Raw genomic sequence first — 23,384 nt, forward strand, 5'->3', positions numbered from 1 at the left:
TATGCACTGGCAGAGCGGATTATCACATGAAATTGTAAAATATGAAATCAGGAGATAAAGAATGCAGAATGAAAATAAGCTGACAGATGGAAAAATATATGAAAAAAATGACATGGTAAAGTTAGAATGTGGGGAGTGTGAAGGGTGCTTTTCCTGTTGCCAGGGTATGGGCGATTCTGTTACATTAAATCCATATGATATTTGGCAGTTAGAGATAAATCTACATAAGAGTTTTGCAGAATTATTACAGGATAAGCTGGAACTTGGAATTTCAGAGGGCGTAATTGTTCCGAATCTAAAAATGTCAGGAACACAGGAGACATGTGGCTTTTTGAATGAAAATGGAAGATGCAGTATTCATGCATTTCGTCCGGGAATTTGTCGTTTGTTTCCATTGGGAAGACAGTATGACACAGAAAAAATAGGTTATATTTTTTTGGAACATGCCTGTCCAAAACCCAATAAAACGAAGGTTAAAGTTAAAAAATGGTTGGGAATTCCACAATTAGAAGCAAATGAGATGTTTTTATTGCGCTGGCATGCGATTCAGAAAAACGTGCAACAATTGGCAAAAGTAGAAGATAAGGATACTGTGCAGGAATTAAATATGTATTTGTTGAATTTATTTTTTGCAGAGTCTTATCGAGGAGACTTTTATGCAGAATTTGAAAAGAGAGCACAAATGGCAGAAAAGCTATTAGAAAAACTAAAAGAATAGAAAAGACAAGGACTTTACTAAAAATTATAGTAGATACACTTAACTATAACTAAAAGGAATAATAGATAAAAATAATAAGTATAGCTTCATCCTATTGACAAAGTACCATAATATGCTAAACTTATTAGTAATCGTGAAGCGTAAAGAAAAGGTAGGTTTTTCTTATGGGAAGACAAGCATTATCTATATTGGTTGAGAATACACCTAATGTACTCAGCCATGTATCCGGACTTTTTAGTCGTAGAGGATATAATATTGACAGTATTACAGCCGGAGTTACGGCTGATCCAAGATTTACAAGAATTACTATTGTCTCCAGTGGAGACGAGATGATTTTAGAGCAGATTGAAAAACAGCTTGCAAAGCTAGAAGACGTTATCGATATTAAGAAGCTTAGGGACGGAGAATCCGTATGCCGAGAGTTGATATTAATTAAGATTAGCGCAAAACCTTCACAGCGTCAGCCACTTATTTCCATTGCGGAGATTTTTAAGGCAAAGATTGTAGATGTTACAAACGACTCTATGATGATTGAACTGATTGGTTCACAAAGCAAGTTAGATGCGTTTTTGGAACTGTTAGGAGAATATGAGATTCTGGAACTGGCAAGAACCGGTATTACAGGACTCAATCGTGGAACATCAGATGTTCGGATGTTCGATTAATAACATAGTGAATAATATTTATTATGCCAAGCATAATGTGATATTTAAAAATATTCTAGGAGGATAAGAAAAATGGCAGCAAAAATATTTTATCAGGAAGATTGTAACCTTTCATTATTAGAAGGAAAAACAATCGCAATTATCGGCTATGGTAGCCAGGGACATGCACATGCATTAAACTTAAAGGAATCCGGATGCCATGTCATTATTGGTCTTTATAAGGGAAGTAAGTCCTGGGCAAAGGCAGAGGCACAGGGATTTGAAGTATATACTGCTGATGAAGCAGCTAAGAAGGCAGATATCATTATGATTCTTATCAATGATGAATTACAGGCAGATATGTACAAGAAAGATATCGAGCCAAACTTGGAAGAAGGCAACATGTTAATGTTCGCTCATGGTTTCAACATTCACTTTGGATGTATCGTTCCACCAAAGAACGTAGACGTTACTATGATTGCACCAAAAGCACCAGGTCATACTGTAAGAAGCGAATATCAGGTAGGAAAAGGAACTCCATGTTTGATCGCAGTAGAACAGGATTACACTGGAAAAGCTCAGGATATTGCTTTAGCATATGCTTTAGGAATCGGTGGAGCAAGAGCAGGTGTTCTTGAAACAACTTTCAGAACAGAAACAGAAACAGACTTATTCGGTGAGCAGGCAGTTCTTTGTGGTGGTGTTTGTGCATTGATGCAGGCTGGTTTTGAAACATTAGTAGAAGCTGGATATGATCCAAGAAATGCTTACTTTGAATGTATCCATGAAATGAAGTTAATCGTAGATTTGATTTATCAATCTGGATTCGAAGGAATGAGATATTCTATCTCTAACACAGCAGAGTATGGTGACTATATCACAGGACCTAAGATTGTTACAGAAGATACAAAGAAAGCAATGAAGAAAGTTTTAACAGATATCCAGGATGGAACATTTGCAAAAGACTTCTTATTAGATATGTCTCCAGCAGGACGTCAGGTTCACTTTAAGGCTATGAGAAAGAGAGCAGCTGAGCATCCATCAGAAGAAGTAGGAAAAGAAATCCGTAAGCTTTATAGCTGGAACAACGAAGCAGATAAGTTAATCAACAACTAATCTGAATGTTTTTCCTATGATATAAAATAGAAATACATAACAAACGGCAGAAAAGTCATAGAAGATTTTTCTGCCGTTTTTAAGTGATTAAAAAATACATTTTTATAAGGTATAGCTTTCGTAGAATTCAATAAAATGCTCCAAAGAATTAGAAACACGGACATTCTGATTATATGCAAATCCGATTTCACGTTTATGAATCGGAATACCCAATGGAATTTCCTTTAGAATACCGGTTTGCAATTCATCCTTAACAAAGTCGCGAATGACACAGCCAACCCCAAGGCTGATTTTGGACATCTCAATCAGCAGGTCCATATTAGAAACCTCAATGGTATCTTGAATAGCAATGTGATTGCTCTGAAAATAGTCATCAATATACTGGCGGGTCATATTTTCCTTGTCTAATAGCATAAGAGTAGAATTTTGTAAAATTTGGTCAGGCTCTACACCACGAAGTTTTAAAATATGTAAGTAGTCATCGGTAGCAACAAAAATATCTTCAATTTCACGCAAACAGTAAAAATCAATATTTTTAGAGTTTTCCGGCTTTCCAATTAATCCTACATCTAATTTTCCATCTTCCAAAAGAGCTAATGTCTGATTGGTAGAATGACAGGCAATAGAAATATTAATGTGTGGATATTTTTTAATAAAGTCCTTTAGATAAGGAAGTAATATATATTTGCATAAGGTAGAACTAACACCAATAGACAGATGGCCAACTCCCAGTGCAATGGAACGGCGTAATTTTTCCTCACCGAGAGAAAGAGTTTCAAAGGCAGATTTTACATGAGAATAAAGAAGTTCTCCTTCGCTAGTCAAAGTAACTCCTCGAGAGCTACGGTCAAAAAGACGTACCCCTACGCTGTCTTCTAATTTTTGTATAGATTTACTGATGGCAGGCTGGCTGATATAAAGCTCTTTTGCAGCTTTTGAGATATTTCCGGCATTTGCAACAGCATAAAAAATGCGATAAGAAGATAAGTTTTGATTCATAAGTACCTCCATAACTAAAAGTCATAATAAACATATTTAATATGTATTTCTATTATACTACTATCTATGCTAAAATAGCAAGCATAGATAAATGATACGCAAACACGAGAATAGTAAAACAGGAGGACATAGAAGATGGGAATGACAATGACACAGAAGATTCTGGCGGCAGCAGCAGGACTTCCTGAAGTAAAGGCAGGACAGTTGATTGAGGCAGATCTGGATTTGGTTTTAGGAAATGATATTACATCTCCGGTAGCTATCCATGAAATGGATAAATTTAATAAAGATGGGGTGTTTCATAAGGATAAAATAGCACTGGTTATGGATCATTTTGTACCAAATAAAGACATTAAGTCTGCACAGCATTGTAAATGTGTAAGAGAATTTGCCTGTAAGAATGAAATCACCAATTACTTTGATGTAGGTGAGATGGGAATTGAGCATGCGCTGTTACCGGAAAAAGGTCTTACTGTTGCAGGTGATGTAATCATTGGAGCAGATTCACATACTTGTACTTATGGTGCATTAGGCGCATTTTCTACCGGAGTAGGAAGTACAGACATGGCAGCCGGAATGGCAACAGGAAAGGCATGGTTTAAAGTACCATCTGCTATTAAGTTTAATATAGTAGGAAAGCCATCAAAATGGGTAAGCGGAAAAGATGTGATTCTTCATATTATTGGTATGATTGGAGTGGATGGAGCTCTTTACAAGTCTATGGAATTCGTAGGAGAAGGAATACATAACTTATCTATGGATGATCGTTTTACTATTGCAAATATGGCAATCGAAGCAGGTGGAAAGAACGGAATTTTCCCGGTAGACGATGTAGCAATTGCATATATGAAGGAACATTCTAAGAGAGAATTTAAGGTATACGAAGCAGATGCGGATGCAGAATACGATGAAGAATATACGATTGATTTAAGTACATTGAAACCAACGGTAGCATTTCCACATCTTCCGGAAAATACCAGAACTATTGATGAAGTAGGCGATGTGAAAATTGATCAGGTTGTAATCGGTTCTTGTACCAACGGAAGATTAGATGACCTTAGAATTGCCGCAGAGGTACTTCAGGGACATAAAGTTGCTAAGGGAATACGTTGTATTGTTATTCCTGCAACACAGCAAATTTACTTAGAAGCAATGGAAGAAGGTTTGTTAAAAACTTTTATCGAAGCAGGAGCAATTGTAAGTACACCGACCTGCGGTCCATGTCTGGGTGGTTATATGGGAATCCTTGCAGAAGGAGAAAGATGCGTATCCACCACAAATCGTAACTTTGTAGGACGTATGGGACATGTAGATTCTGAGGTTTATCTTGCAAGCCCGGCAGTAGCAGCGGCAAGTGCAATTACCGGTAAGATTTCAGGACCACAGGAATAGGAGGAAGAAAAATGAAAGCAAATGGAACAGTTTTTAAATATGGTGACAATGTCGATACAGATGTTATTATTCCAGCAAGATATTTGAATTCTTCTGATCCAAAGGAATTAGCAACACATTGTATGGAAGATATTGATAAGGATTTTGTAAATAAAGTAAAAAAGGGCGATATCATTGTAGCAGATAAGAACTTTGGATGTGGTTCTTCCAGAGAACATGCACCAATCGCTATTAAGGCAGCAGGTGTAAGTTGCGTAATCGCTGAAACATTTGCAAGAATCTTTTACCGTAATGCAATTAATATTGGACTTCCAATTATTGAATGCCCAGAAGCAGCCAAGGGTATTGAAGCAGGTGATGAAGTAGAAGTAGATTTCGATAGTGGTATTATTACCAATAAAACAAAAGGAACCAGCTTCCAAGGTCAGGCGTTTCCGGAGTTTATGCAGAAAATTATTAAGGCAGAAGGTTTAATTAACTATATCAATCAGAAATAGATTGAAAACAAAAGGATGTCATATGTTGTATAAACATGTGGCATCCTTTTTAGTGCAATAGAAAATTGCGCCCTATTGCATAAAAAACACTTCGCTAAGGATATGAAGTGTTTATAAAGCGGATAATGTAGCAAGATAATTCAAATATTTTGCAGAAATTTTTACTTTGCTGTAAGTATCTGCATATTCTTTAGGCGAAAAATTGTCAATATAATTGGTTGGAAAGTCTTTGGTAATTCCGTGCTTTTTCGCTAAGTCAACCGCCTTATTGTAGGCAATTGCAGCATTTTCTTCACTGCGATAGGTTCCTATCGTATAGTTTCCGTTAATATGTATTTTAACCTTATAACGAGGAATTTCATTCTTTAAGTATTGGCTTACACCGTGGTATTTATTAACAATAATAATATTGGAGTAACGAAAATCGGTGTAATCTTCATTGGCAAAATAATAATCTTTTCCGGCAACTCCGTAATTTTTTATCCCATAACGCGAGAGAATATTCACCTGCATACCATAATCATTTACAAACAGATGTGTCCCACGACGCATAATTTTATGACTGGAGTAATAGAATAAATCGTCAATATCAAATTTTAACTCATCATACTTAGAAATGTAATATACAAAATAATTATTTCTAAGATAAATAGGATTTTTAAAATAAATGCCATTATCCCTAAAATTCAACAGAGAAATCACCTTATCAAATTTTAAAATAGTATGGTAAGTAAAAACGGTATCTATCGTAAGTCCAGAATCCGTTAAAATCTTACCAGCTTCCACATAAGCCGTATTAGCATCACATTCTTTGGAAAAACTACCTAATGAGATATGTTTACTTTTATAGGTAATGTTGGAACGATAATAAGCATCACCGTTCTTTTTATAAGCAAGGTATACACCTGGTAGCATAGAAACCTCCCGGAATATAATTTGAGATAAGTATAACATAAAAAGTAGGAATGAAAAAGTTTTTCTGAAAGTTCTGGAATAATAATGGTAATTTATGGAAAAAATTTTTATTGACTAAGCAAGGAAAAATGATATTTATTTGTAAAGTCACTGATAGAAAAGAGGAACATTATGTTAATAATTCAAAACTTACTAAAGAATGTATATGGCAGTATACGAAAGATTTCCAAAAAATCCTATCGAAATTCTGTGGTAATTGCTTCCGGATTTTTAGTATTTGCCATGATTTCTTTGAGTGCACAGGCATTTGGTGGAACAGGAAAGAACAGAGCTGTTTCTAAGGAATACAGAGTATGGCATGCAGGAGAAAAAGAAGAGGCGGGAGAAGAAACAGAAGGAAGTGGCGGAAGTGCCGGACCACAGTTTTTAAAACAATGTAAATGTGCATTAGAGGAAGAACAGAGTAAGATAGAAAATGCAAATAAAATAATACAGCGAAAAAGAGAAATGGTGAAGCAGTGTGTTAGTGTTGAAAATGTGGAACAAATAGAACAAGAGTTACCTCAGCCACCAGTGAATCCATATCAGGAGTTGGAAATTTCAGAACAAGACTACGAAGCATTGTGCAGGATTGTACAGGCAGAAGCCGGTGGAGAGGAAGAAAAGGGAAGAATTTTAGTGGCAGAAGTGATATTGAACCGTGTCTTAACAGAGGGGTTCAAGGATAATATCTACGAAGTGATTTTTGAAAAAAGCGGGGGAAGTGCTCAGTTTGCTCCTACCGTAGACGGAAGATATTTTAGTGTTGAAGTGACAGAACAAACCAGACAGGCGGTAGAAAAGGCGTTACATGGAGAAGATTATTCTCAAGGTGCATTGTTTTTTTCTGCTAGAAGCAAAGCGAATCCTAATGATATGGCGTGGTTCGATCATAACCTGAAGTGGCTGTTTCAGTATGGCGGACATGAATTTTATACACTTCCTTGAAAATTTTACGCTTTAATAGAGTAAATTTGTGTAGTGTAATGATTGACAGACTTGTGGAAAAATTTTATAATGGAATGGATTATAAAAGCAAAGGATGGATAGGGAATATGTTATATTCAAGCACAAGAAACGCAGAAGAGAAAGTAACGGCTTCTCAGGCAATATTAAAAGGTCTTGCAGAAAACGGCGGACTTTTTGTACCGGATAGTATCCCATCTTTGGAAGTTCCGGTAGAAAAGCTGGCAAATATGTCTTATCAGGAAACAGCATATGAAGTGATGAAGCTGTTTTTGACAGATTTTACAGAAGAAGAATTGAAAAACTGTATCAAGAATGCATATGATTCTAAGTTTGATACAGAGGAGATTGCACCACTGGTAAAGGCTCAGGATGCTTATTATCTGGAGTTATTCCACGGAGCTACCATTGCGTTCAAGGATATGGCATTGTCCATTCTTCCACATCTTCTCATTACAGCAGCGCGAAAAAATGAAGTAAAAAATGATATTGTAATATTAACTGCAACATCCGGAGATACAGGTAAGGCTGCATTAGCAGGATTTGCAGATGTAAAAGGAACCAAGATTATTGTATTTTATCCGAAGGATGGAGTAAGTCCAATTCAGCAGAAACAGATGGTAACCCAGAAAGGGGATAACACATTTGTTGTAGGAATCAATGGAAACTTTGACCAGGCACAGACAGGTGTAAAGCAGATGTTTTCTGATAAAGCATTAGCAAAAGAAATGGAAGCAGCAGGATATCAGTTCTCCTCTGCAAATTCAATCAACATTGGACGTTTGGTACCTCAGATTGTATATTATGTATATGCTTATGCTAAGATGGTAAAGGCAGGAAATATTCAGAATGGAGAAGTTATGAATGTAGTAGTGCCAACCGGTAATTTTGGAAATATTTTAGCAGCATTTTATGCGAAGAATATGGGACTTCCGATTGGAAAGTTGATTTGTGCTTCTAATGAAAATAAAGTATTGTATGATTTCTTTACCACAGGAGAATATGACAAGAATCGTGACTTTATTTTAACAAGTTCTCCATCAATGGATATTTTAATTTCCAGCAACTTGGAACGTTTGATTTATCGTATTGCGGGAAATGATGCAAAGAAGAATCAGGAATTGATGCAGTCCTTACAGGCAAATGGAAAATACGAAATCACACCAGAAATGAAAGAGCAGTTAAAAGATTTCTATGGAAATTATGCAAGTGAAGCAGAAACAGCAGCAGTAATTAAAGAAATCTATGATGAAACAGGATATATCATTGATACACATACTGCGGTAGCAGCAGTTGTATATCATAAATACCAGAAAGAAACAGGAGATAAAGCAAAGACTGTAATCGCATCTACTGCAAGTCCATATAAGTTTACAAGAAGCGTTATGACTGCAATTGATAAGAAGTATGACAGCCAGCCAGATTTCGAATTAGTAGATGAATTATCAAAACTTTCTAAGGTAAAGGTACCACAGGCAATCGAAGATATTCGTACAGCACCGGTATTGCACAAAACTGTTTGCGAAGTAAATGAGATGCAGTCTGTAGTAAAAAAATTCTTAGGAATATAGTTTAGCGTGTACATAAAAAAGAATTCCGCAAATTGTGGAATTCTTTTTTTATGTAATAGGAATTTTTGCGTCACAAGAAATATCGTGTTATATTTAGAAAATATTTTATAAGATAGATACAATAAAGTTAATTCGTCCAAAAGGATAAATAATCGGAAGAAGATAAGCGGGTGAGTCCGTAGAAAGAGTTGTATGCTCTTGTATTACAGGTGGCTCCAGCTTCAATTCAATGGAATGTTCATTGGACATATTTACGGTATACAGTCCGTTGTGAAGGTTTAGAAAATCTTCTACGGAAGCAAGAACATATTCATCAAATTCTGTGAACTCTTCATCTACATATTTGCATGCAAACGCAATAGCCGTCTGAGGTTCCATATCTAAGGCAGATAGTAAAGTTCCGCCGATTTCTTGCGAAACACAGAAATTAGTAGGAACTTCTGGCATTGGAATAATTTCTAAAGGTGTAAAATCTTCTCCAATAAAACGAATCAAATTATTGAAAAAGAGTGTCATATACGGAATGATACGTTCTGGATGTTCAATATTTTCTTTAGAACAGAAGGAAGAGAGAAGTTTTTCCACTAATTCCTGCTGCTCAATCACCAAGTTCAGGTCATAAATCTCATAAGCAGAGCAATATTCAGCTACTAAATTCTCCAAGTCAACATTGGATATCCATTGCTTTTCCACAAGTACCTGTCCAAGTTTCATATAATCAGGAAGCTGAAGCTTTAGTAACTTTTCTACCTGAGCCTGTGTAAGATAACCAAGTTTTACAGCTAATTCGCCAAAACGTTTATCATAATGAGTCTGCATAATATAGACATCTTCCACTTCATTTGCGGTCATATATCCGGCATGGATAGCGAGTGTACCCAGTTTTTGATGAGCAGAAGACTGAATTTCCAGAGCTTCCATAAGTTGTTCTGTTGTAATAATGCCTTTATTAATTAGAAAATTTCCGAAAAATTGTGTATACATAACCTATCTCCCTTCGAAACGTTGTTTTACAATTTGGATAATGGTGGAAGAGGAGTAAGGCTTTTGAATAAAGTCATGTGCACCTTCCAAAATGGCAGCTTTCAACTGAGACTGTGTACCAACAGAAGAAACAATAATAATATACGCATTAGGATCAAATTGCCGAATTTCACGAATTGCTTGTACACCGTCCATCTGAGGCATAACAATATCTAAAAAAACCAGCTGCGGTTTTGATTCTTTGTATAGCGCAACAGCCTGTTCTCCATTGGTAGCTTCTAGAAAGGTGTTGCAACCGCACCTGCGAATAATATCTTTTAATTGTTTGCGTGCTAAAATCGAGTCATCACATATTAAAATTTTTACATCTTCCATAGTAACCACCGCTCCTTCAGTATAGTCAATTTAATATATACTAATTTTACACTAAAAGCCTAAAAGTTTCAATATTTTCTTTATTGTAAATATAATTTGGGATACTTTTCGACAATTGTAAGTGCATTGTGATATAATAAGTGCAAGTGCGGGGAACACACTTGGGTGTCCAACGAATGATGAAATGATTGAGTGATAGATAGAATCACGATATAATGAACGTGCACTGCGGTGTAGATTGATATAAGGAGAACATGAACAGAACATGAGTAGAATATTAGTTGTAGATGACGAAGAAAAAATTCGTACCATTATTCGAAAGTACGGAGAATTTGAAGGATATGAAATTGTAGAAGCAAGAGATGGAATGGAAGCGGTACGCATTTGCAGACAACAGGATTTTGATGTTATTATTTTAGACGTAATGATGCCGGAACTGGATGGTTTCTCTACTTGCCGTGAAATAAAAAAGGAAAAGGATATACCAGTAATTATGCTATCTGCAAGAGGAGAAGAGTATGATAGAATTCATGGATTTGAAATAGGAATAGATGACTATGTGGTAAAACCCTTTTCTCCCAAGGAATTGATGATGCGGGTAAAAGTAGTGATTAATCGAAATCAGGGAAAGACAGAAAAAGCGGAAAGAGAAGTTTTTCAAAAAGAAGGTCTGATAGTAGATTTTACCGGAAGAACTGTTACCGTAGACGGAAAAAGAGTAGACATGTCTCCCAAAGAATATGAGCTGTTATTCTATTTAGTAAAAAACAGAAATATTGCGCTGGAGCGAGAAAGGTTGATTACAGAGGTTTGGGGATATGATTACTATGGAGATGACAGAACCTTGGATACGCATGTGAAACTTTTACGCAGCAGTTTAGGGCAATATAGAAAATTTTTGGTAACATTAAGAGGAGTGGGATATCGTTTTGAAGCTTAGAAAAGAAAAAGTAAGAGAAAAAATCAGTATAAAATGGAAAGTCTTCCTGTATTTGTTAAGTTTCACAGTGATTTTACTTGCTATTTTGTGGGTGTTTCAGATTTGTTATCTGGATACCTTTTATAAACTTATTAAAAATCGCGAAGCCAAGAATGCATTAGAAAAAGTGATAGATATAGAAAAAGAGTTACCAAGCGATGCAGAAACGCAAATTGACAGTATCGCTGCTGAAGGAAATCTTTCTATTTTAGTGGCAGATTCGGAAGGGAATGTGATTCATAGTGCAGAATACATTATGAATTCTCAAATGAGCAGTATACCCCAAAAAGAGTTTGAACAATACTATCAGCAGGCAAAAGAGCAGGGGGGAAAGGCAAAAATTGAATTTGAAGGAAGCAGAAATATTACATTTCCTTTAGAAGGACAGCCACCCGTAAACAATGAAAGCCAACAAGTTCCACCGCAACCGAAAAACGATTTTTTGCAAAATCATGGACAAAAAATGGTGCAGTCAGCAATATATGTAGAGATTGTTGAGGATGGAACAAATGCATTTGTTGTAATGGTAAATTCACAGTTGACACCGGTAGATGCGACAGTGGATACTCTGCGAATACAGTTTATCTGGATTTCTGTTATTTTATTACTGCTGTCATTGGTAATTGCTCTTTTATTATCAAGAAAAATATCTCGTTCTATTATAAAAGTAAATGATTCGGCAAGAGAGTTGGCGAAGGGCGATTATTCCGTGGAATTTTCAGGAAAAGATTATCGGGAAATTGCACAACTTTCCGAAACATTGAATTATGCAGCGAGAGAATTGGAAAAAACAGAAGGATTTCGTAAGGAACTTTTGGCAAATGTTTCCCATGACTTGCGTACGCCACTGACAATGATTATTGCTTATGCTGAGGTAATGAGGGATTTGCCGGGAGAAAATACACCGGAAAATGTACAGGTGATTATAGATGAGTCACGTCGACTTACTATGTTGGTAAATGATATGTTGGATATTTCCAAACTTCAGGCAGGCGTGATGGAGAAAGAAGCCTCCGTTTATAATTTAACAGAAAGTATTCAATCCGTTTTTGAACGTTATAATAAGTTAAAAGAACAAGATGGATATACCATCGAATTTCAATACGAAGAAGAGGTTATGGTAGAAGCGGATGAATTTAAGATTTTTCAAGTGATTTATAACCTTGTAAATAATGCCATTAATTATACGGGAGCTGATAAGAAAGTTTTGGTTCGTCAGCTTGTACGAGAAAATATGGTACGAATCGAAGTGAATGATACCGGTGATGGTATTACAAGAGAAGATCTTCCATATGTGTGGGATAGATATTATAAAGTAGATAAAACCCATAAACGTGCGGTTATGGGGACAGGATTGGGACTTTCTATTGTAAAAAATATTTTGGAATTGCATGAAGCTGCGTATGGTGTAGAAAGCCGTATAGGCGAGGGCAGTACCTTTTGGTTTGAACTGCCCATTTATAGAGATAAAGAATAATTATCTTTCATCCATTGGAGTATATTCCAAGTGTTCCTGTACGTTTTTATATGCAGGACGCATGATTTTTCCATTGTAGTTTAATTCTTCTAAGCGATGTGCACTCCAACCGGAAATTCGTGCAATGGCAAAGATTGGTGTATACAACTCTAATGGTAAGTCCAGCATACTGTAAGCAAAGCCTGAGAAGAAGTCTACATTCGGGCTAACACCTTTGTAGATTTTCCGCTCTCTTGCAATGATTTGAGGCGCAAGACGTTCTACAGTAGAATACAAAGCAAATTCGTCTTCGCGACCCTTTTCCTTAGACAGACGCTGTACGAAAGAACGAAACAGTTCTGCACGGGGATCAGATAAGGAGTATACAGCATGACCCATACCATAGATAAGTCCGGCATGGTCGAATGCTTCCTTATGCAGAAGAGCAGTAAGATAAGCACTGATTTCGTCCTCATCATTCCAATCATGGATGTGTTGTTTCATATCATCAAACATTTTTACTACTTTGATATTTGCTCCGCCATGGCGAGGTCCCTTTAAAGAACCGAGGGAAGCTGCGATTGCAGAGTAAGTATCTGTTCCAGAAGAAGAAACAAGATGTGTAGTAAAAGTAGAGTTATTACCACCGCCATGTTCCATATGAAGAATCAAGGCAATATCTAAAAGTTTTGCTTCTAATGGTGTATATTTACTATCTGGGCGCAGAAGATGAAGAATCGTCTCAGCGGTAGATAGTTTTGGGTCTGGTGTATGAATAAAAAGGCTGGCTCCATCATGATAATGCTTATATGCCTGATATCCATATACAGAAAGCAATGGAAAGAGACTGATTAATTCCAGACATTGTCTTAAAACATTTGGAATGGAAATATCATCTGCTCTATCATCATAAGAATAAAGTGTAAGAACACTACGAGCAAGTGTATTCATCATGTCCTGACTAGGTGCTTTCATAATAATATCACGCACAAAACTGGTAGGAAGTGTACGGTATTTGGCAAGAACCTGGCAGAAAGAAGTCAATTCTTCTGAAGTAGGAAGCTTTCCAAATAAAAGTAAATATGTACTTTCCTCAAAACCAAAATGGTTATTGTCAGATAATCCACGGATAATATCCTTTACGTTATAACCACGGTAGTACAATTCACCTGGAGCCGGAACAGATTTACCATCTACCATTTTTGTGGAGCAGACATCGGAAATTTCAGTCAGTCCAACAAGCACGCCCTTTCCGTTAAGGTCACGCAATCCACGTTTTACATCGTAGGTTGTGAAAAGTTCCGGATTTATAGTTGCCGCCTGACGGCTTAGTTCTGCTAAATGCGCAATTTCAGGTGTGATTTCGCAAAAAGAATTCGTGTGCATATAAAACCCCTTTCTGGATATTTTAAAAGTACAGTGTTAAAGTGATACTGTGTGAAACACTGCCGATTCTCCTATCATACCATATGTATTTATTTCAAGACAAGAAAATAAAGAAAATTTAATATTTTTTTTAGAATTTATATGATTATTTTTATAGATTTTCAAAGAAAAATAATATAGAATATAGACAGAGAAAACGTTCCAAAGGAGGAATGTAAATGGAAATACCAGCATTGATTACGAAAGCAATAGAGGCAAAAGAACAGGCATATGTTCCATATTCACATTTTCGCGTAGGAGCGGCATTACTTACAAAGAGTGGAAAGGTATATACCGGATGCAATATTGAAAATGTCAGCTTCGGAGCTACTAATTGCGCGGAAAGAACAGCAGTATTTAAAGCAGTTTCAGACGGCGAACGAGAGTTTGAAGCAATTGTTATTAATGGAGATCACGGGGACTATTTACCACCATGTGGTATCTGCCGGCAGGTGCTATCAGAGTTTGCAGATGCATCTTTACAGGTGATTCTTGCAAATAATGTGGAAGATTACAAAATTACGACTTTGGGGGAGTTATTGCCGGGAGCATTTGGAGTAGAAAATTTGCAGAAAAAATGAGAAAAAAGATAACAATAGAAAAAACCAAAAATTGACAAGAATTTTACATTGAAATTTGTGAAATAATAGAGTATAATTCTTTTTAGAAAGAAACGAAAATGATTCCTGGAATGTGCGATACCCCTGTTATTTTGAACCTACATTTACGTTTATGGGATTCCTACATTGCCAATTGGATGTCAGGCCGTCGTTTGCAACGGAAGACAGAAGAGCGGTTGCGGTTACCCACCTAGCATTGGCTAGGCGTCAAAATCACAGGAAACGGCATTTTGGGTAAATTCAAATGAAAATGTATGAATCAAAACTTTTACTAAAGATAACTTGCGCAAAAGTTACCAAAGAGTTGTAAAAGTACGAAGGATGAATACAAGACATAGAATACAAAAGAAAGAGGCTGCTTTTTAAGCAGCCTCTTTATCGTATAAAATAAACGGAGTAGAAAAGATTATGAAAAAGAGAAGGATAGAAAGTAAAAGACAGTACATAATGCTAAGTGGTATCATTGTTTTCATACTACTAATTATTGTTGGAATAGGAGTGTCAAGAACAAAGAGTGTAGAACAAGGATATTCGGAAAACTATGTGGCAATTGGTGAGTTACCAAGTCAGATGAGTTTTACTTATTATGACCAACAGGGATGGAAGGACGTAATAAAGGAAATCAATAACGGTAAAAATTTAAAAGGTAAGTTGACCTATGGAAAAATGGAGGATTTGTTAAAAAAGTTATCCATAGATAAATATGTTACTTATGAGAAAAAATCAAAATTAAAAACAGTATCCCGAAAAGAATGGAATAGGGTTTATGAGCAAATATTGGACTTATTAGATGTGAATCAGACAGTAACCACTGAGAATGTTATTTTTTTAACACAAGCAAAAAAACAGCAGATACTAACGCAGGAGGGATATTATCAGCTACCCAAGGCAATGAATTATTTTGAACCTTATGCTACTTATCAGGTGTATCTGAAGGATAACGAAATCATAGGAGTAAAGGAAAGAACTTCCAAAGAAATCACATGGAAAAATGTGTTTGTTCATAGTACCGAAAAAGGAAAAGCACAGGTTTTATATGAAAAACAGCAGATAAGTGTAGAGATTGATGGTTTAGAGGAGTCCATTACAGATACCATATGCGATATTGTGTGGAAACAAGGAAAAGCAGTTGCCATATACAAAAAAGAAGATATGATTCAGGGAAAGGTTTTAAGTTTTAACGAAAACCAGATTGAAATTTCGGGATATGGAACATTAGAATATGAAGGAAAATTGAAAATTTATAAAACGTACGGAACAGTAGAACAATTGGATGAATCTAAGCTGGTTATCGGAAATCTTCAGGCAGACTTTGTTGTGGCAGAAAAAAAGGTGTGCGGTATTATACTGAAACAACCGGCGGAAATTGAAAATGTGCGGGTACTTTTGTTAAATGACAGTTCACCATATCGAGAAAATCCCGTATTTGTTTCTGATGCAGATTGCACTGTTTTCATAGGAGAAAGTCAGGTTGCAGTTCCGGCAGGACAGGTGATAATACCAGCAGCTATGCTCGCACCAGACAGTAGTGATTTCGTGAAAATTGTACCATCAGAAAACGGAAAACTATATTTTGCCAATGATGCTGGGGAGAAAACGTCTCTCGGGTATCGTGGAAGTATGGAAATACGGAAATATTCAGAGGGGTTTGGAGTAGTAAATGAAGTTTCATTAGAAAAATATCTCTATGGTGTAGTGCCAAGTGAAATGCCGGCTTCTTATGAAGTAGAAGCATTGCGAGCACAAGCTGTTTGCGCCAGAAGCTATGCCTGTATTCAACTGATGAAGGGAAACTATGCAGCTTTTGCAGCGAATATTGATGATAGCACGAATTATCAGGTTTACAACCAAAAGGAAGAAGACGAAAAAACCAATCTTGCAGTAGACGATACGGTGGGAGAAGTGATAAAATATAACGGTGAAATTGCGGAAGCCTATTATTTTTCTACTTCTTGCGGACACACGGATAATATGTCGGCATGGAATTTACCGGAAGAAGAAAAGGATGGATATTTGAAAGCGGTTACTTTATTGAATGATGAAAGTGAGCCGGATTTTTCGTCAGAGGAGGCATTTTCCGCATTTATACAAAATAAGGATATTGTAGCGTATGATAGCGAATCCCAGTATTTTCGCTGGAGAGCAGAACTAAATCCAGTAGAAAATATTACAGGTGTGAATCAGGCAATTTCAGAACGGGCACAGACAAATCCAACGAATATACAAGTGTATAAGGCAGATGGTTCTCAGGCGACAGTAAATGACATATCCGGGTTTGGGAACATTATTGGAATGAATGTTTTAGAACGAAGTACTGGCGGATGCGTGAAAAAGTTGCAAATTTCCTATGAACAGGGAAATGTGCAGATTATGAATGAATATAATATACGATATATTTTAGGAACATCTTTGAAAAAGTTAACTAACAAAGATGGAAAAGAAGTAACAATGACATTATTACCTAGTGCCTATATTACCATTATACCGGTAGAAAATGGTTATGTGGTATATGGCGGTGGTTATGGTCATGGTATTGGAATGAGCCAGAATGGAGCAAATGGAATGGCAAAAGCAGGAATGTCATATATGGACATTTTAATGAAGTTTTATCAGGGAATTACAATTGAAAATATATATTAGACGAGAAAAATGAAGCCTGATATGGAGGAAGTAAGTTATGTGGAGAGTTATCGCAGGTGCGAGAGTATTTTGGAAAAAATGTCAAAAGGATAATGTAAGTGCATTCGCATCACAGGCAGCATTTTTTATTGTGATGTCATTGATTCCGTTTATTATGTTGTTTATTTCCCTGGTGCAGTATACACCGGTAACAGAATCTATGATAATGGAAATGATAAATAGGGTAATGCCAACTTATATTTCTCCGTTTTTGATTTCTATTATCCATGAAATGTATAGTCATTCTATCGGGATTGTGTCTGTTACGGCAGTAGTGGCGATTTGGTCCGCTGCAAAGGGAATCCAATATCTAACGAATGGTTTGAATACGGTATATGATATAGAAGAAACCAGAAACTGGCTGTTTTTACGCCTTCGGGCAATTTTGTATACACTGATGCTATTGGTTAGTATTGTAGTTTCTTTAGTTCTTATGGTATTTGGAAATAGTTTGCAGAAACTGTTGCTAAAATGCATGCCATTTATATCTGGGATGACAGGTGGAATTATCCGATTGCGTTCTTTGATTTTATTAGCGGTATTAATCGTATTTTTTGCAGTGATGTATAAGATGCTTCCAAACCGTAAGGCAACCATACGAAGCCAACTGCCGGGAAGTATTATGAGTGCGGTAGGCTGGGCGTTATTGTCCTTTGGAATATCTGTATATGTGGATTACTTCAATGGATTTTCCATGTACGGAAGTCTGACAACAATTGTATTGGTAATGCTCTGGCTGTATTTTGGAATGTATATTCTGTTGGTAGCAGCAGAGGTGAATAATATTTATGAGGAACGCTGGGTGGAGAAGAGAAAGTAAAAAATACTTGCACTTTTATTTCTCTCGTGCTAGAATAATACCCATGAGTGAAAAAGGCAATGAAGGTGTTTAGTAGAGAGCTACACTGCTTGCAGAGAGAAAGGATCGTCGGCTGGAAGTCCTTTTAAGAAAAGAAAGCAATCGAATTTCCCACCAGAGCTGCATATCTGAAATGAAGACAGTAAGAATAGGATATGACGTAGATGCACGTTACGCAGAATGAAGAGTTTAAGAATTGTTTCTTAAGAAGCAGGGTGGTACCGCGGAATATTTCGTCCCTATGTTAGTTCAAAAGACTGACATAGGGACTTTTTTGCGGGAATAAGCAGAGCCGGATGGAGAAAAGTAAAGGAACGCTTGCGGTCAATTTACTTTTCGAACATATGGCGAGCAACGCGAACCACAGATTGTTTTATAATCTGTGGTCTGCTTATGAAAATAAAAGCTCCCCCAAACGAAACAATCACACTAAAATTTAGAGGAGAAAAGCGATGAAAGAAAAACTGGAAAAAATCAAAGCAGACGCAGTCCGTGAGATTCAAAATTCCGATGGACTGGAAAAATTAAATGAAGTCAGAGTTGCCTTCCTTGGAAAAAAAGGTGAATTGACTGCTGTATTAAAAGGAATGAAAGATGTTCGAGCAGAAGAACGTCCAAAGGTAGGACAGTTAGTAAATGAAACAAGAGAAAGCATTGAGAAGTTAATAGAAGAAACAAAACGTAAAATGGAAGCAGCAGAGCGTGATATTCGCCTGAAACAGGAAGTAATTGATGTTACCCTTCCGGCAAAGAAAAATCGTGTAGGTCATCGTCATCCAAATACCATTGCCTTAGAGGAAGTAGAACGTATTTTCATTGGTATGGGATACGAAGTAGTAGAAGGACCGGAAGTAGAATATGATTACTATAACTTTGAGGCGTTGAATATTCCTGCAAATCACCCGGCTAAGGATGAACAGGACACCTTCTATGTAAATGATAAAATCGTACTTCGTACACAGACTTCACCAGTACAGGTACGTCAGATGGAAAAAGGAAAATTACCAATTCGTATGATTGCACCGGGAAGAGTATTCCGTGCAGATGAAGTAGATGCAACACATTCCCCATCTTTCCACCAGATAGAAGGATTGGTAATTGATAAAAACGTTACTTTTGCAGACTTAAAAGGAACATTACAGGAATTTGCAAAAGAATTATTCGGAGAAGATACTAAGGTAAAATTCCGTCCACATCATTTCCCGTTTACAGAGCCAAGTGCAGAAGTAGACGTTACCTGCTTTAAATGTGGTGGCAAGGGATGCCGATTCTGTAAGGGTGAAGGCTGGATTGAGATTTTAGGTTGCGGTATGGTACATCCAAGAGTATTAGAAATGAGCGGAATTGATCCGGAAGAATATTCTGGTTTCGCTTTTGGTGTAGGTTTGGAGCGTATTGCATTGTTAAAATATGAAATTGACGATATGAGATTACTGTATGAAAACGATGACCGTTTCTTAAAACAGTTTTAGGTAGGAGGAAATTATGAATACATCATTATCATGGATAAAAGCATATGTGCCGGATTTAGATGTGACAGCACAGGAATACACAGACGCAATGACACTTTCCGGTTCTAAAGTAGAAAGTTATGAACAGTTAGATGCTGATTTGGATAAAATTGTAATCGGACAGATTGAAAAGATTGAAAAGCATCCGGATGCAGATAAATTAGTAATTTGTCAGGTAAATGTTGGAACAGGAGAAAACATTCAGATTGTAACAGGAGCACCGAATGTAAAAGAAGGACAGAAAGTCCCGGTTGTATTAGACGGTGGAAGAGTTGCAGGCGGACATGATGGTAAGAAAACACCTGGCGGCGTAAAAATCAAAAAGGGAAAATTAAGAGGAGTTCCATCTAACGGAATGCTTTGTTCGATTGAAGAACTTGGTTCAACCAGAGAAATGTATCCGGAAGCACCGGAAAATGGAATTTATATTTTCGATGATGATGCAGTGGTAGGAGAAAGTGCCATTCATGCATTGGGGCTAGATGATACCGTAGTAGAATACGAAATCACATCTAACCGCGTGGATTGTTTTGGAATCCTTGGAATTGCAAGAGAGGCAGCAGCTACATTTGATAAGAAGTTCTGTCCTCCAGTGGTAACCGAAACCGGAAACAATGAAAACGTAGCAGATTATATCAAGGTAAATGTGCATGATACAGACTTGTGTCCAAGATACTGTGCAAGAGTGGTGAAAAATATTAAAATTGCACCGTCACCAAAATGGATGCAGAGAAGATTGGCTTCTCAGGGAATTCGCCCAATTAACAATATTGTAGATATTACAAACTACGTTATGGAAGAATATGGTCAGCCAATGCATGCATATGATTTAGATACCATTGCAGGAAAAGAAATCAATGTACGTTGTGCAGCTAAGGGAGAAAAATTCGTTACTTTAGATGGTCAGGAACGTACCATGGATGATTCTGTATTGATGATTTGTGATGGAGAAAAGGCAATCGGTATTGCTGGTATCATGGGTGGAGAAAATTCCATGATTACAGACGATGTAAAGACTATGTTGTTTGAAGCAGCTTGCTTTGATGGAACGAACATCCGTCTTTCCAGTAAGAAAATCGGTTTAAGAACAGATGCATCCGGAAAGTTTGAAAAAGGCTTAGATCCAAACAATGCCATTGATGCAATCAACCGAGCTTGCCAGTTAATCGAAGAGTTAGGTGCAGGGGAAGTTGTTGGTGGTGTTGTAGACGTTTACGGAAAAGTAAAAGAAGGAAGAAGAATTCCTTTTGACGCAGATAAGGTAAACAAATTATTAGGAACAAACATAGAAAAAGAAACCATGATTGGTTACTTTAAGAAAATTGATTTAGATTATGATTATGAAAAGGATGAGGTAGTTGTACCATCCTGGCGTCAGGATTTAGAGCGTTTGGCAGACATGGCAGAAGAAGTGGCAAGATTCTATGGATACGCTAATATTCCAACTACTTTACCAAGCGGAGAAGCAACAGCAGGTAAAAAATCCTTTAAGATGCGTGTAGAAGACGTAGCAAGAGAAGTGGCAGAATTCTGTGGATTCAGTCAGGGAATGACATACTCTTTTGAAAGTCCTAAGGTATTTGATAAGTTGTTGTTGCCGGAAGACAGTGAATTAAGAAAAACCGTAGTGATTTCCAATCCATTAGGAGAAGACTTTAGTATCATGCGAACAACTTCTTTAAATGGTATGCTGACTTCACTTTCTACCAATTATAATAGAAGAAACAAGGACGTACGTCTTTATGAATTAGGAAACATTTATCTTCCCAAACAAGTTCCGGTAACAGAATTACCAGAAGAACGTATGCAGTTTACCCTTGGAATGTACGGTGAAGGTGATTTCTTTACAATGAAAGGTGTAGTAGAAGAGTTCTTAGACCGTGCAGGACTTCATGGAAAAGAAACTTATGATCCAAATGCAGGAAAGACATTCCTTCATCCGGGAAGACAGGCAAATATTGTTTATGATGGAAAAGTGATTGGATACTTAGGAGAAGTGCATCCAACAGTAGCAGAAAATTATGCAATTAAAGACAGAGTATATGTAGCTGTAATCGATATGCCTTATATTGTAGAAATGGCAAGCTTTGACCGTAAGTACGAAGGAATTACAAACTTCCCGGCAGTAACTCGTGATATCAGTATGGTAATGAAAAAAGAAATTATGGTTGGTGATATCGAAAAAGTATTTGACGAAAAGGGTGGCAAGTACTTAGAAAGCTACAAGTTGTTTGATATTTATGAAGGAGCACAAATTCGTGCAGGCTTCAAGTCAGTAGCATATTCCTTAACTTTCCGTGCAAAAGATAAGACATTGGAAGAAAACGATTATGCACCGGCAATGAATAAGATATTAAAAGCATTAGAAGAAATGGGAATAGAATTGAGGAAATAATGGACGTTAAAGATTTTTATTATGACTTGCCCCAGGAACTGATTGCACAAGACCCCTTAGAGGATCGTTCCAGTTCCAGACTCTTGGTGTTGAATAAAGAAACAGGAGAAATGGAGCACACAGACTTTAAACACATTATCAATTATTTGAATCCGGAAGACTGTTTGGTGTTGAATAACACCAAAGTCATCCCGGCGAGATTATTTGGTGAAAAAGAAGGAACTCAGGCTAAAATCGAGATACTTCTTTTAAAACGAAAAGAAAATGATATTTGGGAAACCCTGGTAAAACCGGGAAAAAAGGCAAAACCGGGAACAAAAATTATTTTTGGACAAGGACTTTTGGTGGGTGAAGTATTAGAAGTTGTAGAAGATGGAAATCGATTGATTCAGTTTTCTTATGAGGGAATCTTTGAAGAAATTTTAGACCAGCTTGGTCAAATGCCATTGCCGCCTTACATTACACATCAGTTAAAAGACAAAAATCGTTACCAGACGGTATATGCAAAATATGATGGTTCAGCAGCGGCACCTACAGCAGGACTTCATTTTACACCGGAATTGTTAGAACAAATCAAGGAAAAGGGAATCAGAATTGCAGAAGTCACTTTGCATGTAGGACTTGGAACATTCCGTCCTGTTAAGGTAGAAAATGTACAAGATCACCATATGCATTCTGAATTTTATATGGTAACACAGGAAGCAGCTGATATTATCAATGAGACTAAGAAAAAGGGAGGCAGAGTAATCTGCGTGGGAACCACCAGCTGCCGAACTATTGAGTCAGCAGCGGCTGAAGATGGCACATTGCGAGAATGCAGTGGATGGACTGATATTTTTATTTATCCGGGATATCAGTTCAAAGTATTGGATGCGTTGATTACAAATTTCCACCTTCCAGAGTCTACTCTGGTTATGCTGGTGTCAGCCCTGGCGGGGCGAGAGCATATTATGCATGCTTATGAAACAGCAGTAAAAGAAAAGTATCGTTTCTTCAGTTTTGGCGATGCTATGTTCATACAATAATATATGAAGAACAAAAACAGGATATGTAAAATGTCCTGTTTTTGTATATATAGAAAGTTGCAAAATAACATATGATAATGGTACGAATAAACATATATAAGTATAGGTTATATTAGTTATGAAAAAGAAAAATGTCTTTTTTAGTTGAAATTCTTGCATAAATATACTATAGTAATACTAATAGACTTTAATATGCTAAAGTAATCAGGAAGGAAGATA

Annotated in this window: 20 protein-coding genes, 1 other RNA gene and 1 other annotated feature; of the genes, 16 read left to right on the forward strand and 5 right to left on the reverse strand. The window is 36.7% G+C overall.

Features of this window, described 5'->3' with window-relative positions; genetic code table 11:
* The first annotated feature begins 61 nt into the window (after nucleotides 1-61).
* The 3 genes from KQI83_RS03800 (at nucleotide 62) to ilvC (ending at nucleotide 2,478) form a co-directional block, all read left to right on the forward strand.
* The gene (locus tag KQI83_RS03800; protein WP_216554854.1) at nucleotides 62-718 is read left to right on the forward strand and encodes a YkgJ family cysteine cluster protein; all 657 of its coding nucleotides are present in this window, start codon (nucleotides 62-64) and stop codon (nucleotides 716-718) included.
* A gap of 164 nt (nucleotides 719-882) precedes the next feature.
* Nucleotides 883-1,383, forward strand: a complete 501-nt coding sequence (gene ilvN / locus KQI83_RS03805) for an acetolactate synthase small subunit (RefSeq protein WP_216554855.1) — start codon at nucleotides 883-885, stop codon at nucleotides 1,381-1,383.
* A gap of 72 nt (nucleotides 1,384-1,455) precedes the next feature.
* Nucleotides 1,456-2,478 (forward strand): ketol-acid reductoisomerase, encoded by a 1,023-nt coding sequence (gene ilvC, locus KQI83_RS03810; protein ID WP_216554856.1) that lies wholly within the window; start codon nucleotides 1,456-1,458, stop codon nucleotides 2,476-2,478.
* A 102-nt stretch (nucleotides 2,479-2,580) separates the two neighbouring features.
* Here ilvC and KQI83_RS03815 read toward each other — a convergent pair whose 3' ends face one another.
* Nucleotides 2,581-3,477 (reverse strand): LysR family transcriptional regulator, encoded by an 897-nt coding sequence (locus KQI83_RS03815; protein ID WP_216554857.1) that lies wholly within the window; start codon nucleotides 3,475-3,477, stop codon nucleotides 2,581-2,583.
* Between the two features lie 135 nt (nucleotides 3,478-3,612).
* Between KQI83_RS03815 and leuC the strand changes: the two genes are divergently transcribed.
* Together leuC and leuD are read left to right on the forward strand one after the other, a co-directional pair.
* Nucleotides 3,613-4,869 (forward strand): 3-isopropylmalate dehydratase large subunit, encoded by a 1,257-nt coding sequence (leuC, locus tag KQI83_RS03820; RefSeq protein ID WP_216554858.1) that lies wholly within the window; start codon nucleotides 3,613-3,615, stop codon nucleotides 4,867-4,869.
* An 11-nt stretch (nucleotides 4,870-4,880) separates the two neighbouring features.
* Complete coding sequence (leuD, locus tag KQI83_RS03825; RefSeq protein WP_216554859.1) at nucleotides 4,881-5,366, forward strand: 3-isopropylmalate dehydratase small subunit; 486 nt, start codon at nucleotides 4,881-4,883, stop codon at nucleotides 5,364-5,366.
* 111 nt (nucleotides 5,367-5,477) lie between these two features.
* Here leuD and KQI83_RS03830 read toward each other — a convergent pair whose 3' ends face one another.
* Entirely contained in the window at nucleotides 5,478-6,281 is an 804-nt protein-coding gene (locus tag KQI83_RS03830) for a hypothetical protein (protein ID WP_216554860.1), read from the reverse strand.
* 171 nt (nucleotides 6,282-6,452) lie between these two features.
* Here KQI83_RS03830 and KQI83_RS03835 point away from each other — a divergent pair, with 171 nt between their 5' ends.
* Complete coding sequence (locus tag KQI83_RS03835; protein ID WP_216554862.1) at nucleotides 6,453-7,268, forward strand: cell wall hydrolase; 816 nt, start codon at nucleotides 6,453-6,455, stop codon at nucleotides 7,266-7,268.
* Nucleotides 7,269-7,375: 107 nt separating this feature from the next.
* Nucleotides 7,376-8,857, forward strand: a complete 1,482-nt coding sequence (gene thrC / locus KQI83_RS03840; protein WP_216554863.1) for a threonine synthase — start codon at nucleotides 7,376-7,378, stop codon at nucleotides 8,855-8,857.
* Nucleotides 8,858-8,962: 105 nt separating this feature from the next.
* On the opposite strand, the gene KQI83_RS03845 is transcribed toward thrC, so the two are convergent.
* Nucleotides 8,963-9,841 (reverse strand): chemotaxis protein CheX, encoded by an 879-nt coding sequence (locus KQI83_RS03845; protein WP_216554864.1) that lies wholly within the window; start codon nucleotides 9,839-9,841, stop codon nucleotides 8,963-8,965.
* Between the two features lie 3 nt (nucleotides 9,842-9,844).
* A complete protein-coding gene (locus tag KQI83_RS03850; protein WP_216554865.1) occupies nucleotides 9,845-10,216 on the reverse strand; it encodes a response regulator in 372 nt (123 codons plus the stop codon).
* Between the two features lie 265 nt (nucleotides 10,217-10,481).
* Here KQI83_RS03850 and KQI83_RS03855 point away from each other — a divergent pair, with 265 nt between their 5' ends.
* Nucleotides 10,482-11,156, forward strand: a complete 675-nt coding sequence (locus KQI83_RS03855) for a response regulator transcription factor (RefSeq protein ID WP_216554866.1) — start codon at nucleotides 10,482-10,484, stop codon at nucleotides 11,154-11,156.
* The gene (locus KQI83_RS03860; RefSeq protein WP_216554867.1) at nucleotides 11,146-12,672 is read left to right on the forward strand and encodes a sensor histidine kinase; all 1,527 of its coding nucleotides are present in this window, start codon (nucleotides 11,146-11,148) and stop codon (nucleotides 12,670-12,672) included. Before KQI83_RS03855 ends, KQI83_RS03860 begins: the two co-directional genes overlap by 11 nt.
* On the opposite strand, the gene KQI83_RS03865 is transcribed toward KQI83_RS03860, so the two are convergent.
* Nucleotides 12,673-14,037: a citrate/2-methylcitrate synthase gene (locus KQI83_RS03865; RefSeq protein WP_216554868.1), complete on the reverse strand. Its 1,365-nt coding sequence runs from the start codon at nucleotides 14,035-14,037 to the stop codon at nucleotides 12,673-12,675.
* 218 nt (nucleotides 14,038-14,255) lie between these two features.
* Here KQI83_RS03865 and KQI83_RS03870 point away from each other — a divergent pair, with 218 nt between their 5' ends.
* The 7 genes from KQI83_RS03870 to queA all read left to right on the forward strand — a co-directional run bounded on the left by KQI83_RS03870 (nucleotide 14,256) and on the right by queA (nucleotide 23,165).
* Nucleotides 14,256-14,657, forward strand: a complete 402-nt coding sequence (locus tag KQI83_RS03870) for a cytidine deaminase (RefSeq protein ID WP_216554870.1) — start codon at nucleotides 14,256-14,258, stop codon at nucleotides 14,655-14,657.
* A gap of 99 nt (nucleotides 14,658-14,756) precedes the next feature.
* Nucleotides 14,757-14,937: non-coding RNA, 6S RNA (gene ssrS, locus KQI83_RS03875), on the forward strand.
* 167 nt (nucleotides 14,938-15,104) lie between these two features.
* On the forward strand, nucleotides 15,105-17,336 hold the full coding sequence (locus KQI83_RS03880) for a SpoIID/LytB domain-containing protein (RefSeq protein ID WP_216554872.1): 2,232 nt from the start codon (nucleotides 15,105-15,107) through the stop codon (nucleotides 17,334-17,336).
* Nucleotides 17,337-17,373: 37 nt separating this feature from the next.
* Nucleotides 17,374-18,195 (forward strand): YihY/virulence factor BrkB family protein, encoded by an 822-nt coding sequence (locus KQI83_RS03885; protein WP_216554874.1) that lies wholly within the window; start codon nucleotides 17,374-17,376, stop codon nucleotides 18,193-18,195.
* A 50-nt stretch (nucleotides 18,196-18,245) separates the two neighbouring features.
* Nucleotides 18,246-18,478: a binding site (T-box leader), on the forward strand.
* Between the two features lie 208 nt (nucleotides 18,479-18,686).
* Nucleotides 18,687-19,706 carry a phenylalanine--tRNA ligase subunit alpha gene (gene pheS / locus KQI83_RS03890; protein ID WP_216554875.1) on the forward strand — a complete coding sequence of 340 codons (1,020 nt, stop codon included), beginning with the start codon at nucleotides 18,687-18,689 and terminating at the stop codon, nucleotides 19,704-19,706.
* A gap of 13 nt (nucleotides 19,707-19,719) precedes the next feature.
* Nucleotides 19,720-22,140 (forward strand): phenylalanine--tRNA ligase subunit beta, encoded by a 2,421-nt coding sequence (gene pheT / locus KQI83_RS03895; RefSeq protein WP_216554876.1) that lies wholly within the window; start codon nucleotides 19,720-19,722, stop codon nucleotides 22,138-22,140.
* Nucleotides 22,140-23,165, forward strand: coding sequence for a tRNA preQ1(34) S-adenosylmethionine ribosyltransferase-isomerase QueA (gene queA / locus KQI83_RS03900; protein WP_216554877.1), 1,026 nt, complete (start codon nucleotides 22,140-22,142; stop codon nucleotides 23,163-23,165). Before pheT ends, queA begins: the two co-directional genes overlap by 1 nt.
* The last annotated feature ends 219 nt before the right edge of the window (nucleotides 23,166-23,384 follow it).

Origin of the sequence: Roseburia sp. MSJ-14, from assembly GCF_018918225.1 — a bacterium.
Lineage (GTDB): Bacteria > Bacillota > Clostridia > Lachnospirales > Lachnospiraceae > Petralouisia.